Origin of the sequence: Paraburkholderia sediminicola (genome assembly GCF_046027825.1) — a bacterium.
GTDB lineage: Bacteria > Pseudomonadota > Gammaproteobacteria > Burkholderiales > Burkholderiaceae > Paraburkholderia > Paraburkholderia sediminicola_D.
On sequence record NZ_JAQQDU010000020.1, the window covers coordinates 36,324 to 49,602 of the forward strand.

Below are 13,279 nucleotides of genomic sequence, written 5' to 3' on the forward strand. Positions count from 1 at the left end.
GCCTCATGAAGTTATTCCACTGACCGACCAGCGAGACACAAGCACCATGCCGAAATTTGCAGCGAATCTCACCATGCTGTTCAACGAAGTCCCGTTCCTCGACCGCTTTGCTGCAGCAGCGGACGCGGGCTTCAACGCCGTCGAATTCCTGTTTCCGTATCCGTATCAGATCGCTGAATTGAGCGAACGTCTGCAGCAGAACCGTCTCAAGCTCGTGTTGCACAACCTGCCCGCCGGCAACTGGGAAGCGGGTGAACGCGGCATCGCGTGCCTGCCGGATCGCGTGGGCGAGTTTCAGGAAGGGGTTGGCCGCGCGATCGAATACGCGACGGCCCTGAAGGTGCCGCAACTGAACTGCCTCGTCGGCATTCCGACGGCGGGCGTCGATGCGGACAAGGCACGCTCGACGATCGTCGACAACCTGCGCTTCGCCGCGGGCGAACTGAAGAAAGCCGGCATCAAGCTGCTGGTCGAGCCGTGCAATTCGTACGACATCCCCGGCTTCGCGCTGAACCGTTCGGGTGAAGGCCTGGACGTGATTCGCGCGGTGGGTTCGGACAACCTGTTCCTGCAATACGACATCTATCACATGCAACGGATGGAAGGCGAACTCGCGGCGACCATCAAGAAGAACCTGCCGCAAATCGCGCACATCCAGCTCGCCGACAATCCGGGCCGCAACGAACCGGGCACCGGCGAAATCAACTACCCGTTCCTGTTCGACCTGCTCGATTCGCTCGGCTACGAAGGCTACGTCGGTTGCGAATACAAGCCGCGCACGACCACTGCCGCCGGCCTCGGCTGGGTGCAGAGCGTGGCCGGGCAATCCCGCGGCGCAGCCCACGCCGCTGCCTGATCGATTCGTTGATCACCTCAGGCACACCACCCCAAACAACACTGGAGATTTAGACACATGGCAAAGATCGGTTTCATCGGCCTCGGCATCATGGGCGCGCACATGGCGCGCAACCTCATCAAGGGCGGTCACACGCTGTTCGTGAATGGCGCGTACCCGGTGCCGGAAGATCTGAGCAAGAGCGCGAGCGTAGTCGCCAATTCGACCGCTGTTGCGCAAGCGGCCGACATCGTCATCATCATGGTGCCGGACACGCCTGACGTCTCCAACGTGCTGTTCGCCGACGACGGCGTCGCCGCCGGCCTCACGCAGGGCAAGCTGGTGATCGACATGAGCTCGATCTCCCCGCTCGACACGCAAGCCTTCGCAAAGAAGATCAACGCGCTCGGCGCCGACTACCTCGATGCACCGGTGTCCGGTGGCGAAGTCGGTGCGCGCGAAGCGTCGCTGACGATCATGGTCGGCGGTCCGGAAAAGGCCTTTGCATTGGCCAAGCCGCTGTTCGAACTGATGGGCAAGAACATCTCGCTGATCGGCGACAACGGCGCGGGTCAAACCTGCAAGGTCGCGAACCAGATCATCGTCGCGCTGAACATCGAAGCAGTGGCTGAAGCACTGCTGTTCGCTTCGCGCTCAGGCGCCGATCCGGAACGTGTGCGCAAGGCATTGATGGGCGGCTTCGCTTCGTCGCGCATCCTCGAAGTGCATGGCGAGCGCATGACCAAGCGCAAGTTCGATCCGGGCTTCCGCATCGAACTGCACCAGAAGGATCTGAACCTCGCACTGGACGGCGCACGCAAGCTCGGTATCGCCCTGCCGCATACGGCGAGCGCGCAACAACTGTTCAGCGTGTGCGCAGCGAACGGCGGCAAGGCCTGGGATCACTCGGCAATGGTCCGTGCACTGGAAATCATGGCGAACTACGAAGTCGCGCAAGCGCCGGAGAGCGACGCCAAGGCTGCTTAAGCAGGAACATCGATTGTCGTGATGGTTGCATCATCAACGTCAAGACAATCGCAGGTGGGGCGCCCGGTCCGTCGTGCGGCATGCATGGCGGAACGGGCAAATCGTGCCGCTCTGGGCTGAGAGCGGCAAGTGGGGTCCGCAGCGGCACCCGGCGGCGCCGGGGAAGCCTTGGTCGGTCAGACGTCGTCGTCGGGTGTCCGGCTGTCGGATTTCAAATTTATGCGTTTTCCGCCAATCTCTCGCAGCGGCTGCATCATGCACGCCGCCTGCTTGCACGTCTCTTTGCAAGTCTCCTCGCACGTGTGCTCGCAAGTCCGCTTGCATTTGCTTGCAACTCCACGCCTGCGGCACGACCTTTTTTGACACATCCCTCCCCGCTTTTCTCCTACACTCGTTGAGTCTGGTTGCTGGCCTATCGGCGATCACGTGCGGCTTGCCGGTCATCGCAGCGCACGTGCGCTGTTTCATTCGCCCGTTTGGCAACCAGAGTTCAACCCGTGAGCGGAATGTGCTTGCGCCGGTAACCCATCTGCAGAGGATTCAGAATGAGTATCTTTGGTGACATCGTAAACAAGCTCTTCGGCAAAGCGAAGCCCGACCAGCCTGCGCCTGCGGTTGAGCCGACACCGGATCCGGCTGCGGCGCAAGCTGCCGCACCGGACGCTGCACCGGCGCCCGCGCCGCTGGCCGACGTCGACGTCGCTGCCGTCATGGACCAGTTCGTGAGTGAGAGCGGTCAAACGTTGAACTGGCGCACGTCGATTGTCGACACGCTGAAAGCGCTCGGCGTCGACAGCAGCCTCGATCATCGCAAGCAACTCGCACAGGAACTGAAGTACAGCGGCGACACGAACGATTCGGCGAGCATGAACATCTGGCTGCACAAACAGGTGATGCAAGCGCTCGCGGCGAACGGCGGGAAGTTGCCGCCGGATCTGGCGGCTTAACTGCTTGCCGGTGTCGCCTGGTTCCGCAGGCGGCGATAAACCTTAAGCAGAAACGACAACGCGGCGCTCGGGTCAATGACCTGGGCGCCGCGTTGTCATTCAAACTTCATAGGCGGGACACGGTTCTGACTTTGAACCGGGCCGCCAGCGCCAAATCAATCAGTACGTATCGAAAGTCTTCTGCAACGCAACCGGCCCTGTGCCGCCCGCGGCCAATGCCAGCATCAGCAGCACCCGTGCCTTGTACGGATTCAGCGAACCCGCGCTGATAAAACCGAGTGCGTCGTCGGCGGCCGCGCCGTTGCGCATCACATGCCCTGAGCCCACGCGCGACGAACGCACCACCGCGACGCCTTGCGAAGCGGCATCGGCCAGTGCCTGCTGCATCGAAACGTGAATCGAGCCGTTACCCGTGCCCGCCACGACGATACCGCGCACACCCGCAGCAACCAACGCATCCACGGCAATGCGCGAGACGCCTGCATAGCTCACGACGACCTCCACATGCGGCCACTTCGCACCGATCACGAACTCGGTTGCGAGCGTATGCGGGCGCACCACACTGCGCTGGAATTCGACGCGGCCATCCTGCACCCAGCCGAGCGCACCGACTTCCGGAGACTGGAACGCATCGACCGCATACGTGCTCGTCTTGACCACGTCGCGAGCGCTGTGAATCCTGTTGTTGAAGGCCACCAGCACGCCCTGCCCGCGCGAGCCAGCGTTCGCCGCAACCGTCACGGCATTCAGCAGATTCAACGGACCATCGGCGGACAGCGCCGATGCCGGGCGCATTGCTGCAGTCAGCACGACCGGCTTGTCCGACTTGATCGTCAGATGCAGCAGATAAGCGGTTTCTTCGAGCGTATCGGTGCCATGCGTGACCACCACGCCGTCGACGTCATCCGTGGCCAGCAGCGTGTTGATGCGTTGCGCGAGCGTGGTCCATAGCGGCATCGCCATGTCTTTGCTGTCGACGCTCGCAATCTGTTCGGGCGCAATCCGCGCGACCGTGGACAACGCCGGCACCACGGCGAGCAATTGATCGACGCCAACCACACCGGCCTGGTAGCCGGATGTATTGGTGGCGTCCGCAGCCGCCCCGGCGATCGTGCCGCCGGTTGCCAGCACGGCGATGCGCGGCAACTGGGGCGTTGCGCCTTCGTTAGAAGGCGTCGCGGAAGAAGAAGTCGAAGTATTCATGGCGGCGATTGTAAGCGATGCGCCGCGCGCCGCCATGCGTGAAAAAACGGATACCCGTTCGTTTTGGGTTCGGGCTCCCGCCTCAAACCGCCTCGCGCAACTGTGCCGCGATTTCCGCTTCGTTCAACTGAGGCGCGAACATTTCGATCAGGCGGTACGCATACGCGCGCAGGAACGCACCCTTGCGCAAGCCGACCCGCGTCGTGCTCGCCTCGAACAGATGCTGCGTATCCAGCGCAACCAGTTCCGTATCGCGCTTCGGATCGTAGGCCATGGCCGCGACCACACCGATACCCATGCCGAGTTCGACGTAAGTCTTGATCACATCGGCATCGATTGCGGTCAACACGACGTCGGGCAACGCGCCCGCTTTCGCGAACGCCTGGTCGATGTGCGAGCGTCCCGTGAAGTCCTGGTCGTACGTGACGATCGGGAATTCGGCGATCTCATCGAGCGTCAGATTCTCGCGCCCAACCAGCGGATGGCCCTTGGGTACAACCACGATGTGATGCCACGAATAGCACGGGAACGTGACGATATCCGGGAAGCGGTCGAGTGCTTCCGTCGAAATGCCGATATCCGCTTCGCCGTTGATGATCATCTGCGCAATCTGTTGCGGGCTGCCCTGGCGCAGCGCCAGATGCACCTTCGGGAACACCTCGGTGAATTGACGAATCACCTTCGGCAGCGCGTAACGCGCTTGCGTGTGAGTCGTCGCCACGACGAGGTGGCCGCTGTCCTGATCCGCGTATTGACGCGCGACGCGACGCAGATTCTCCGCATCGAGCAACATCCGCTCGATCAGTTGATGCACGGCCTTGCCCGGCTCGGTGAGGCCCGTCAGACGCTTGCCGCGCCGGATGAAAATATCGACGCCGAGTTCGTCCTCCAGATCCTTGATCTGTTTCGACACGCCCGACTGCGACGTGTACAACACGTTTGCCACCTCAGTCAGATTCATGTTCTGACGCACGGCCTCGCGCACGAAGCGCAATTGCTGGAAGTTCATCTGTATGTCTCCGGTTCAGCCAGAGTTGAGTTATTAGAGTTTGATTGAAACACCGAGTTTTGTTGCACTACTTGTGGCGTGGCTTGTGGCGTCGCCTGTAACCCGCCTGTAACCCTATTCATTGCGCCGGAAATACGCGCAATGCGCGCGGCACCGCCGTCACGCCATCGCCGATCGCCAGTTGCAGATCGCGCCACGATTCACGATCGAGTTCTGCTTCGAGCACATTGCCCTCGCGGCCCGCGAGTTCCACACGCACCGAGCCGCCGAGCGTCACCACACGCCGCACATCGACCACAATACCTTCGCGATGGCCCGACGCTTGCGGGTACAACTGCAAATCGTGCGGACGCACATAGGCGAACGCCGGTCCGCTGAAATCCGCCTTGATGGTGACCGGCAGCGCCGCGCCGTCGACCACGAAGCCGCTCGCATCCACTTTGCCATGCAGACGGTTCGCCGCGCCGAGGAACTCATAGACGAACGAGGTTTGCGGATGATCGTACACGTCCTGCGGACTACCCACCTGCTCCACATGCCCGCGATTCAACACGACGATACGATCGGCCACTTCGAGCGCTTCTTCCTGATCGTGAGTCACGAAAATCGTCGAGATATGCAGATCGTCATGCAAACGACGCAGCCAGCTACGCAACTCCTTGCGCACCTTCGCATCCAGCGCGCCGAACGGTTCGTCGAGCAGCAACACCTTCGGTTCGACAGCCAACGCGCGCGCCAGGGCAATCCGCTGCCGCTGGCCACCCGACAATTCCGAGGGATAGCGCTGCGCGAGCCAGTCGAGTTGCACAAGCTTCAGCAGTTCATGCACCTTCTCGCGAATCACCGCTTCTGAAGGCCGCTCCTTGCGCGGTTTCACACGCAAGCCGAATGCGACGTTCTCGAACACCGTCATATGACGGAACAGCGCGTAATGCTGGAACACAAAACCGACTTCGCGCTCACGCGCGCCGACCGTCGCGACGTCCTGGCCTTGCAGCACGACCTGACCGCCATCCGCGTATTCGAGACCGGCGATCACCCGCAGCAAGGTGGTCTTGCCACACCCCGACGGCCCGAGCAGCGCAACCAGTTCACCCGGCGGAAAGTCGAGCGAAACGTTATCGAGCGCGACGAAATCGCCGAAGCGCTTTTGCAGGTTACGAACGGTGATACCCATTACAGCTCTCCTTGCTTGAGCGGGTGTTGCTGCGATACATGCATTGCATTGACGGACTGTGAGGTTGCCTTCGAAGCGGACGTCGGCGTCACAGGCCCTGCATACGCCGGCACATCGCGCGCGGCCGACAGTTCCGCCGACATATGGCGTTCAGCGAGCAGTTTCAGACCGAGCGTCACGAGTGCCAATAAGGCCAGCACCGACGCCACGGCAAAGGCCGCCGAGAAGTTGTATTCGTTATAGAGAATTTCGACATGCAGCGGCATCGTGTCGGTCTGGCCGCGAATATGGCCGGACACCACCGACACCGCGCCGAACTCGCCCATCGCCCGCGCATTACACAGAATCACGCCGTACAGCAGGCCCCATTTGACGTTCGGCAACGTGACGCGCCGGAAGATCTGCCAGCCCGATGCGCCGAGCACGTGCGCGGCTTCTTCTTCATCGTTGCCTTGTGCCTGCATCAGCGGAATCAGTTCACGCGCGACGAAGGGGAACGTGACGAAGATCGTCGCCAGCACGATGCCAGGCACCGCGAAGATGATCTGCACGTCATGTTCTTGCAGCCACGGACCGAACCAGCCCTGCGCGCCGAACATCAGCACGTAGATCAAACCGGAAATCACTGGCGAGACCGAAAACGGCAGATCGATCAACGTGGTCAACAACGCCTTGCCGCGAAAGTCGAACTTGGCGATACACCATGACGCAGCGAGGCCGAACACGAGATTCAGCGGCACCGCGATCGCGGCCGTGATGACGGTGAGCTTGATTGCCGACAACGCATCCGGATCGGCCAGCGATTCCAGATAGAAGCCAATGCCCTTGGCCAGAGCCTGATAGAACACGGCGACGAGCGGCACGACGAGAAACAGCGCGAGAAACAGCAACGCGATGCCGGTCAGAATCCAGCGTACGACAGGCGGCTCGGTGACCGGGTCGGGTCGGCGCGTGACATTGAGCGGTGCGCGCGGCGCCACGGCAACCGCAACAGCATCCACGCCATTCGAGGTGTTGCGGCTCATTGCGCACCTCCGCCGATCACCGCCACGCTTGCAACGGCAGGCGCCGGCCCAGCGCCACCACGGCCCGTTCGACGCTGCAGATACCACTGCAGCGTGTTGATCAACAACAGCATCAGGAACGACACCACCAGCATCACGACCGCGATGGCGGTGGCGCCGGCGTAGTCGTATTGTTCGAGCTTGGTAATGATCAGCAACGAGGTGATTTCCGATTTCATCGGCACGTTACCGGCGATGAAAATCACCGAGCCGTACTCGCCGAGCGCCCGCGCGAACGCCAGCGCGAAACCGGTCAACAAGGCGGGGAACACCGCCGGCAGCACCACGCGGCGAAACGTCAGCCAGCGCGAAGCGCCGAGGCACGCAGCGGCCTCTTCCTGCTCGCGTTCGAACTCTTCGAGCACCGGCTGCACGGTCCGCACGACGAAAGGCAAACCGATAAAGGTCAGCGCGATCAGCACACCCGCCGGCGTAAAGGCGATCTTGATGCCGAGCGGTTCGAGAAACTGCCCGATCCAGCCATTGCCCGCGTACACGGCCGCGAGCGAGATGCCGGCCACCGAAGTAGGCAGCGCGAACGGCAGATCGACAATCGCATCGACGATGCGCTTGAACGGGAACGTATAGCGCACCAGCACCCACGCGACCAGAAAACCGAACACCGCGTTGATCAGCGCGCCGCCGAGGGCCGAAAAAAACGTGAGGCGATACGACGCGAGCACACGTGGCGAACTCACCGCGCGCACGAACTGACTCCAGTCGAGCGTCGCGGTTTTTAGAAAGGTCGCCGCAAGCGGAATCAGCACCACGAGGCTCAGATAAGCCACCGTGATGCCGAGTGTCAGGCCAAAACCGGGCAACGCGCTCGGTTTTCGGAAGGTCAACGTCGTCATGCTCAGTACTCTTTCAGGGTTGAGGCCGGTGGCTCTTTTTCGGCCGCCTGGCTGGCCAAAAAGCGCGCCTGGTGGGCGCGCTTTCTGGCGGGTGTGACTAAGGCGTCTAACTGACGGGCGCCTAACCGCGCATATCGTCCGACTGAGTGCCCGTTACTGCGGCGAGTAAATCGAATCGAACACGCCGCCGTCGGCAAAATGCGTCTTCTGCGCGTTCGCCCAGCCACCGAACGAATCGTCCACCGTGTACAACTTCAGCTTCGGAAACTTCGCGGTCAGCTCGGCCGGTACCTTGTTCGAACGCGGACGGTAGAAGTTCTTCGCGGCGATTTCCTGACCTTGCTCGCTGTACAGGAAGTTCAGATACGCTTCAGCCAGCTTGCGCGTGCCGTGCTTGTCGACCACCTTGTCCACCACCGCTACCGGCGGCTCGGCCAGAATGCTCACCGACGGCACCACGATCTCAAACTTCTCCGGCCCGAATTCCTTCAGCGAGAGAAACGCTTCGTTTTCCCACGCGATCAGCACGTCGCCGATACCGCGTTGCACGAAGCTGGTGGTCGCGCCACGCGCGCCCGAATCCAGCACACCGGCATTCTTATAGAGCTTGCTGACGAACTCCTTGGCCTTCTGGTCATTGCCGCCCGGCTGATGTTCGGCATAGGCCCATGCGGCCAGGTAGTTCCAGCGCGCGCCGCCCGACGTCTTCGGATTCGGCGTGACGATCGACACACCCGGCTTGATCAGATCGTCCCAATCCTTGATCTGTTTCGGGTTGCCCTTGCGCACCAGAAACACGATGGTTGACGTGTACGGCGAGGCGTTGTCCGGCAAACGCTTTTGCCAGCCCTTGTCGAGCAAACCCTTGTTAGCCAGCGCATCGATGTCGTAGGCCAAGGCCAGCGTCACGACGTCCGCCTGCAACCCGTCCAGCACCGAGCGCGCTTGCGCACCCGAGCCGCCGTGCGATTGCTTGAAGGTGATCGTCTCGCCCGTTTTCGCCTTCCATTCCTTGCCAAATGCCTGGTTGACGTCCTGGTACAGCTCGCGTGTCGGGTCGTACGACACGTTCAGCAGCGTCGTCTCGGCTGCCTGTGCCTGTGCCATGACGCCGACCGCGGCAATCGTGCCGGCCGCACCGAATGCGAGCGCCGCGATGAGTTTTCTGGTCCTGCCTGCCAGCCCCGTGCCCTGATGTTTCATGTCAACTTTCTCCGCGTCGTGGTCCGCTGAAACAGCGTGTGGTGTTGTTCTGTGTCGCGGTCACGTGCACATGAGCGCCAACTCGAAGGGCAGTCTATCGAAAGGCTTTCATCATTAAAAATAATGTTTCTTCATTCTTTAATACGCAAAAGTGGTAATGACGGCCGGATAAGGCGTTGCGGCACGAAAACGGGTGTTGGGGCATCCGTTTACGACACTGGAACGCCACCCCGGGCCACGAACTTAAAGTAAAGCTTGAATTGCGCGGAATACTGTATAAAAATACAGTCACCTGTTCATACATACAGTGGCGCCATGACCAAACTTACCGCACGACAGCAGCAGGTTTTCGATTTGATCCGCCGGGCCATCGAACGCACCGGCTTTCCGCCCACGCGTGCGGAGATCGCCGCCGAGCTGGGTTTCAGCTCGGCCAACTCGGCGGAAGAACATCTGCGCGCCCTCGCCCGCAAGGGCGTGATCGAACTGGCGGCCGGCGCATCGCGCGGCATTCGCCTGCTGGGCGGGGCGGAAGATTCGCCGTACCAGTTCACGCTACCGCATGCCAGCATCATGCAACTGTCGTTGCCGCTGATTGGCCGGGTTGCGGCGGGTAGCCCGATCCTCGCGCAGGAACATATCTCGCAGCATTACGCGTGCGACCCCGCGCTGTTTTCGAGCAAGCCTGACTACCTGCTGAAGGTGCGCGGGCTGTCCATGCGCGACGCGGGCATCTTCGACGGCGACCTGCTCGCGGTACAGAAGAAAAGCGAAGCCAAAGACGGCCAGATCATCATCGCGCGCCTTGGCGACGACGTGACGGTCAAGCGGTTGAAGCGCCGGCCGAACGGTATTGAGTTGATCGCCGAGAACCCCGATTACGACAACATTTTCGTTGAAACCGGCAGTGTGGAATTCGCGCTCGAGGGTATCGCCGTCGGGCTGATCCGCCCGGGCGAGTTCTAATCCTCGCTCGTGCGCCAACCCAAAGCTGCCCCAACGTTGAATCGCCTGGAGAGACTCATGGAACGCCTTGCCCGCATGCTACCTTTTCGCCAGTTCGGTCGTTTGCGCCATCTGCGCAAGCTGGTGCCCTGCTCACTGATCGAGGCGTCCTCTGCCAGCACTCCATCGCTGTTCGACGTGCCCGCTGGCGTATCGAGCCTGCCGTCCTCAATGCCGGCCTTTGCTCGCGTGTCGTTGAATTCGGGGCTGAATACGGCTGAACCGGCGCGTCGTGCGCCAGTGCGCGTCTATCACGGGCCATCGCGACTGATCATGGTCGGCACGGTAGACGCCGTGTGCCGCATGATCGACCGTTGTATCGCCGACGAGGCCAACATGCACGGCGCGGTGTTCGAGGCATAAGCTGCACGGCGCCTGCACGCCACTGTGGCATAGGTGGTTATGCGGCGCGATGTCTTTCCGCCCGCCGGCACCTCCTCTAATACCGCATCGCCTGGGATCGTTTTCGCGTGGCTGCGGTCCACGTTAGATCACACCTGATGGAGAGTCCCACTCGATGGCTGTTTCAACACGCACGAGACGCAGCGCTACCCGGCCGCTGATCGTCACCTTGATTGTGATTGCGGTGATCGCCACGTTGGGGTTCGGCTACGCGTCGCCCTACATGGCGCTGAATAACCTCAAACGCGCGGCAGATGCCCGTGATGCGCAAACCGTCAATCAATACGTCGACTTTCCCGCTTTGCGCGAAAGCCTGAAGCAGCAGGTCACCGGCGTGCTCACCCGCCGGCTCGACGCGCATGGCAACAGTAATCCGTTCGCGGCGATTGGTGCCATGATCGGTGTGGCCTTGATCGGCCCGCTGGTCGACGCTTATGCGACACCCGACGGCGTTGCGGCATTGCTGAACGGCATGCCGCCGCGCGGCAACCCGGGCGAACGGCCGCCGGTGCCGTCTGGCGCAGCGGCGCCTGCGCCGGAACCCGCACCTCCTGTTGCTGGCAACACGGCCAACGGCGCAGCCAATAGCGAAAACAACGCGGCGCCACCGCAACCGCCGCAAACCACGGCGGGCTATCGCGGCCTCAACGAGTTTGTGGTCACCTATCAGCATGGTGCGGGTGACGCGCGTTACTCGGCGATCTTGCGGCGCGAAGGTTTGTTCACATGGAAGCTGGCCGCGGTCAATCTGAACGAGTAATCGTCTGGCGGACGCAATTGACTTGAGCGCATCACGGTTTGGCCGACGCGGTCGCCCTGAACGAGCGACCGTTCTTCGGCCCACGTGACCCAGTCAGCTCAGTCCGCGCCCTCCACACCGCCGGGCGTCAAGCCGCCGCTTGCTGCTGCTCCTGCGCGGAAGAACATGCCACCAGAATGCTGCACGAGATCCGGTCGAGCAACGGGGTATTCCCCGCGCCCATCCACCATCGTGACAGACCGGTGCGGCAACGGTGACCGACCACGACGAGGTCGACATGCAATTCATTGGCAAGGTTGGCGATCTCGTCGATCGGATGGCCAAACGCAAAATGCCCTTGCGCGGTCACGCCGCGCTCGGTGAGCCAGTCCACCCCTTCCTGCAGGATGTCGCGGGCCGTTTTTTCGAAGCTGCCGCAGGCCACGTCGGTCAGCAGGCCCGCGCTTTGCGCAATGCTCGAGCGCATATCGACCACTGACAATAAGTGCGTTTCCGCCTTCAGGTCCAACGCCAGGTCGGCGCCGCAACGTAACGCTTTGCGGCCTTCGCGCGAGCCGTCGTAGCACAACAGGATTTTTTGGTAGCTCGCCATGAATTTTCTCCCATCCCGCGAGGAACGCGGTCTTAATGAATCATGGTGCGCCGCAATTCAGGTTGCAAGGGATGGAAAACGCTAAGTGCGCCCTAAACAGGTGCGTGCTGGATTCGGGACGGGTTTGGGTCACCCTTGAACCTATGCCGCAGCGCAAGAAACGCTGTTCGACGCATCCGGCGGCGATCAACGCATCTGTGCCGATGCCATAGAATGAGCGGCCTTACCGGCCTTTTGCGTCTTTTCCCGGAGCCTCGATCGATCCATGTCTGAAGCCGCCATTGAATTCCACCAGGTTAAAAAAAGCTACGGCGAAAAGATGGTCGTCGATGGACTGTCGTTTCATGTCAACGCTGGTGAATGTTTTGGTCTCCTCGGCCCGAACGGCGCGGGCAAGACCACCACGTTGCGCATGCTGCTCGGCATCGCCGCACCGGATGCCGGCACGATCCGCCTGTGCGGCGAGCCGATTCCCGGCCGCGCGCGCGTGGCGCGAGCGCGTGTCGGCGTCGTGCCGCAATTCGACAATCTCGATCCCGACTTCACGGTCCGCGAAAACCTGCTGGTGTTCGGCCGCTACTTCGGCCTGAGCGCCGCGCAATGCCGCGAGATGGTCCCGTCGCTGCTCGAATTCGCGCGCCTCGAGAGCAAGGCGGATGCACGGGTGAGCGAACTGTCGGGCGGCATGAAAAGGCGCCTCACGCTGGCTCGCGCGCTCGTCAACGATCCCGACGTGCTGATCATGGATGAACCGACCACCGGCCTCGATCCGCAAGCGCGCCATCTGATCTGGGAGCGACTGCGCTCGCTGCTCGCACGCGGCAAGACCATCCTGCTGACCACGCACTTCATGGAAGAAGCCGAAAGGCTGTGTCATCGCCTCTGCGTGATCGAGGAAGGGCGCAAGATCGCCGAAGGCGCGCCGAGCGCGTTGATCGCATCCGAGATCGGCTGCGATGTGATCGAAATCTTCGGCCCCGATCCAGTTGCGTTGCGCGATGAATTGGCGCCGCTTGTCGAGCGCACCGAGATCAGCGGCGAGACGCTTTTCTGCTATGTGAACGACGCTCAGCCGGTGCATGCCCGGCTCAAGCAACGCGCCGATCTGCGCTACCTGCATCGTCCGGCGAATCTGGAAGACGTATTCCTGCGTCTGACCGGGCGCGAGATGCAGGACTGACGCGTATCGGTACCGGCTCGGCTCGCCCCCTCTACAGCCATAACGACACAGCAAGAGACAC

The 13,279-nt window shown here is 61.8% G+C and carries 14 protein-coding genes; 7 read left to right on the top strand and 7 right to left on the bottom strand.

The genetic code is table 11. The features are described from left to right. The first annotated feature begins 46 nt into the window (after window positions 1–46). The 3 genes from hyi (at window position 47) to PQQ96_RS13605 (ending at window position 2,769) form a co-directional block, all read left to right on the top strand. Window positions 47–856, top strand: a complete 810-nt coding sequence (hyi, locus tag PQQ96_RS13595) for a hydroxypyruvate isomerase (protein WP_408292384.1) — start codon at window positions 47–49, stop codon at window positions 854–856. 57 nt (window positions 857–913) lie between these two features. Continuing rightward, entirely contained in the window at window positions 914–1,822 is a 909-nt protein-coding gene (locus PQQ96_RS13600; protein ID WP_408292385.1) for a 2-hydroxy-3-oxopropionate reductase, read from the top strand. Between the two features lie 545 nt (window positions 1,823–2,367). Further along, window positions 2,368–2,769 carry a DUF3597 domain-containing protein gene (locus PQQ96_RS13605; RefSeq protein WP_120304070.1) on the top strand — a complete coding sequence of 134 codons (402 nt, stop codon included), beginning with the start codon at window positions 2,368–2,370 and terminating at the stop codon, window positions 2,767–2,769. A gap of 159 nt (window positions 2,770–2,928) precedes the next feature. Here the strand turns inward: PQQ96_RS13605 and PQQ96_RS13610 are convergent, their stop codons facing one another. The 6 genes from PQQ96_RS13610 to PQQ96_RS13635 form a co-directional block, all read right to left on the bottom strand. Then, window positions 2,929–3,972, bottom strand: coding sequence for an asparaginase (locus tag PQQ96_RS13610; RefSeq protein ID WP_408292387.1), 1,044 nt, complete (start codon window positions 3,970–3,972; stop codon window positions 2,929–2,931). Between the two features lie 82 nt (window positions 3,973–4,054). Beyond that, window positions 4,055–4,981: a CysB family HTH-type transcriptional regulator gene (locus PQQ96_RS13615; RefSeq protein WP_074284329.1), complete on the bottom strand. Its 927-nt coding sequence runs from the start codon at window positions 4,979–4,981 to the stop codon at window positions 4,055–4,057. Window positions 4,982–5,099: 118 nt separating this feature from the next. Further along, on the bottom strand, window positions 5,100–6,158 hold the full coding sequence (locus PQQ96_RS13620; RefSeq protein ID WP_408292389.1) for a sulfate/molybdate ABC transporter ATP-binding protein: 1,059 nt from the start codon (window positions 6,156–6,158) through the stop codon (window positions 5,100–5,102). Then, on the bottom strand, window positions 6,158–7,183 hold the full coding sequence (gene cysW / locus PQQ96_RS13625; protein WP_408292391.1) for a sulfate ABC transporter permease subunit CysW: 1,026 nt from the start codon (window positions 7,181–7,183) through the stop codon (window positions 6,158–6,160). Before cysW ends, PQQ96_RS13620 begins: the two co-directional genes overlap by 1 nt. Further along, on the bottom strand, window positions 7,180–8,076 hold the full coding sequence (gene cysT / locus PQQ96_RS13630; protein WP_408292392.1) for a sulfate ABC transporter permease subunit CysT: 897 nt from the start codon (window positions 8,074–8,076) through the stop codon (window positions 7,180–7,182). Before cysT ends, cysW begins: the two co-directional genes overlap by 4 nt. A 153-nt stretch (window positions 8,077–8,229) precedes the next feature. Continuing rightward, window positions 8,230–9,279, bottom strand: coding sequence for a sulfate ABC transporter substrate-binding protein (locus PQQ96_RS13635; protein WP_408292394.1), 1,050 nt, complete (start codon window positions 9,277–9,279; stop codon window positions 8,230–8,232). A gap of 315 nt (window positions 9,280–9,594) precedes the next feature. Here PQQ96_RS13635 and lexA point away from each other — a divergent pair, with 315 nt between their 5' ends. The 3 genes from lexA to PQQ96_RS13650 all read left to right on the top strand — a co-directional run bounded on the left by lexA (window position 9,595) and on the right by PQQ96_RS13650 (window position 11,446). Then, complete coding sequence (lexA, locus tag PQQ96_RS13640) at window positions 9,595–10,245, top strand: transcriptional repressor LexA (protein ID WP_408292396.1); 651 nt, start codon at window positions 9,595–9,597, stop codon at window positions 10,243–10,245. 57 nt (window positions 10,246–10,302) lie between these two features. Next, window positions 10,303–10,647, top strand: a complete 345-nt coding sequence (locus PQQ96_RS13645) for a hypothetical protein (RefSeq protein WP_408292398.1) — start codon at window positions 10,303–10,305, stop codon at window positions 10,645–10,647. A 154-nt stretch (window positions 10,648–10,801) separates the two neighbouring features. Beyond that, window positions 10,802–11,446, top strand: coding sequence for a DUF2939 domain-containing protein (locus PQQ96_RS13650; RefSeq protein ID WP_408292399.1), 645 nt, complete (start codon window positions 10,802–10,804; stop codon window positions 11,444–11,446). Window positions 11,447–11,573: 127 nt separating this feature from the next. Here the strand turns inward: PQQ96_RS13650 and PQQ96_RS13655 are convergent, their stop codons facing one another. Further along, window positions 11,574–12,038 (bottom strand): universal stress protein, encoded by a 465-nt coding sequence (locus PQQ96_RS13655; protein ID WP_074284336.1) that lies wholly within the window; start codon window positions 12,036–12,038, stop codon window positions 11,574–11,576. Window positions 12,039–12,303: 265 nt separating this feature from the next. On the opposite strand from PQQ96_RS13655, the gene nodI reads away from it, so the two are divergent. After that, window positions 12,304–13,218, top strand: coding sequence for a nodulation factor ABC transporter ATP-binding protein NodI (gene nodI, locus PQQ96_RS13660; protein WP_408292401.1), 915 nt, complete (start codon window positions 12,304–12,306; stop codon window positions 13,216–13,218). The last annotated feature ends 61 nt before the right edge of the window (window positions 13,219–13,279 follow it).

Excerpts from the sequence above, each read along its gene's own strand:
- PQQ96_RS13635 (WP_408292394.1), bottom strand. The coding sequence starts at position 9,279 with ATGAAACATCAGGGCACGGGGCTGGCAGGCAGGACCAGAAAACTCATC.
- hyi (WP_408292384.1), top strand. The coding sequence starts at position 47 with ATGCCGAAATTTGCAGCGAATCTCACCATGCTGTTCAACGAAGTCCCG.
- lexA (WP_408292396.1), top strand. The coding sequence starts at position 9,595 with ATGACCAAACTTACCGCACGACAGCAGCAGGTTTTCGATTTGATCCGC.
- PQQ96_RS13645 (WP_408292398.1), top strand. The coding sequence starts at position 10,303 with ATGGAACGCCTTGCCCGCATGCTACCTTTTCGCCAGTTCGGTCGTTTG.
- PQQ96_RS13600 (WP_408292385.1), top strand. The coding sequence starts at position 914 with ATGGCAAAGATCGGTTTCATCGGCCTCGGCATCATGGGCGCGCACATG.
- PQQ96_RS13655 (WP_074284336.1), bottom strand. The coding sequence starts at position 12,038 with ATGGCGAGCTACCAAAAAATCCTGTTGTGCTACGACGGCTCGCGCGAA.
- cysT (WP_408292392.1), bottom strand. The coding sequence starts at position 8,076 with ATGACGACGTTGACCTTCCGAAAACCGAGCGCGTTGCCCGGTTTTGGC.
- nodI (WP_408292401.1), top strand. The coding sequence starts at position 12,304 with ATGTCTGAAGCCGCCATTGAATTCCACCAGGTTAAAAAAAGCTACGGC.
- cysW (WP_408292391.1), bottom strand. The coding sequence starts at position 7,183 with ATGAGCCGCAACACCTCGAATGGCGTGGATGCTGTTGCGGTTGCCGTG.
- PQQ96_RS13620 (WP_408292389.1), bottom strand. The coding sequence starts at position 6,158 with ATGGGTATCACCGTTCGTAACCTGCAAAAGCGCTTCGGCGATTTCGTC.
- PQQ96_RS13650 (WP_408292399.1), top strand. The coding sequence starts at position 10,802 with ATGGCTGTTTCAACACGCACGAGACGCAGCGCTACCCGGCCGCTGATC.
- PQQ96_RS13615 (WP_074284329.1), bottom strand. The coding sequence starts at position 4,981 with ATGAACTTCCAGCAATTGCGCTTCGTGCGCGAGGCCGTGCGTCAGAAC.
- PQQ96_RS13610 (WP_408292387.1), bottom strand. The coding sequence starts at position 3,972 with ATGAATACTTCGACTTCTTCTTCCGCGACGCCTTCTAACGAAGGCGCA.
- PQQ96_RS13605 (WP_120304070.1), top strand. The coding sequence starts at position 2,368 with ATGAGTATCTTTGGTGACATCGTAAACAAGCTCTTCGGCAAAGCGAAG.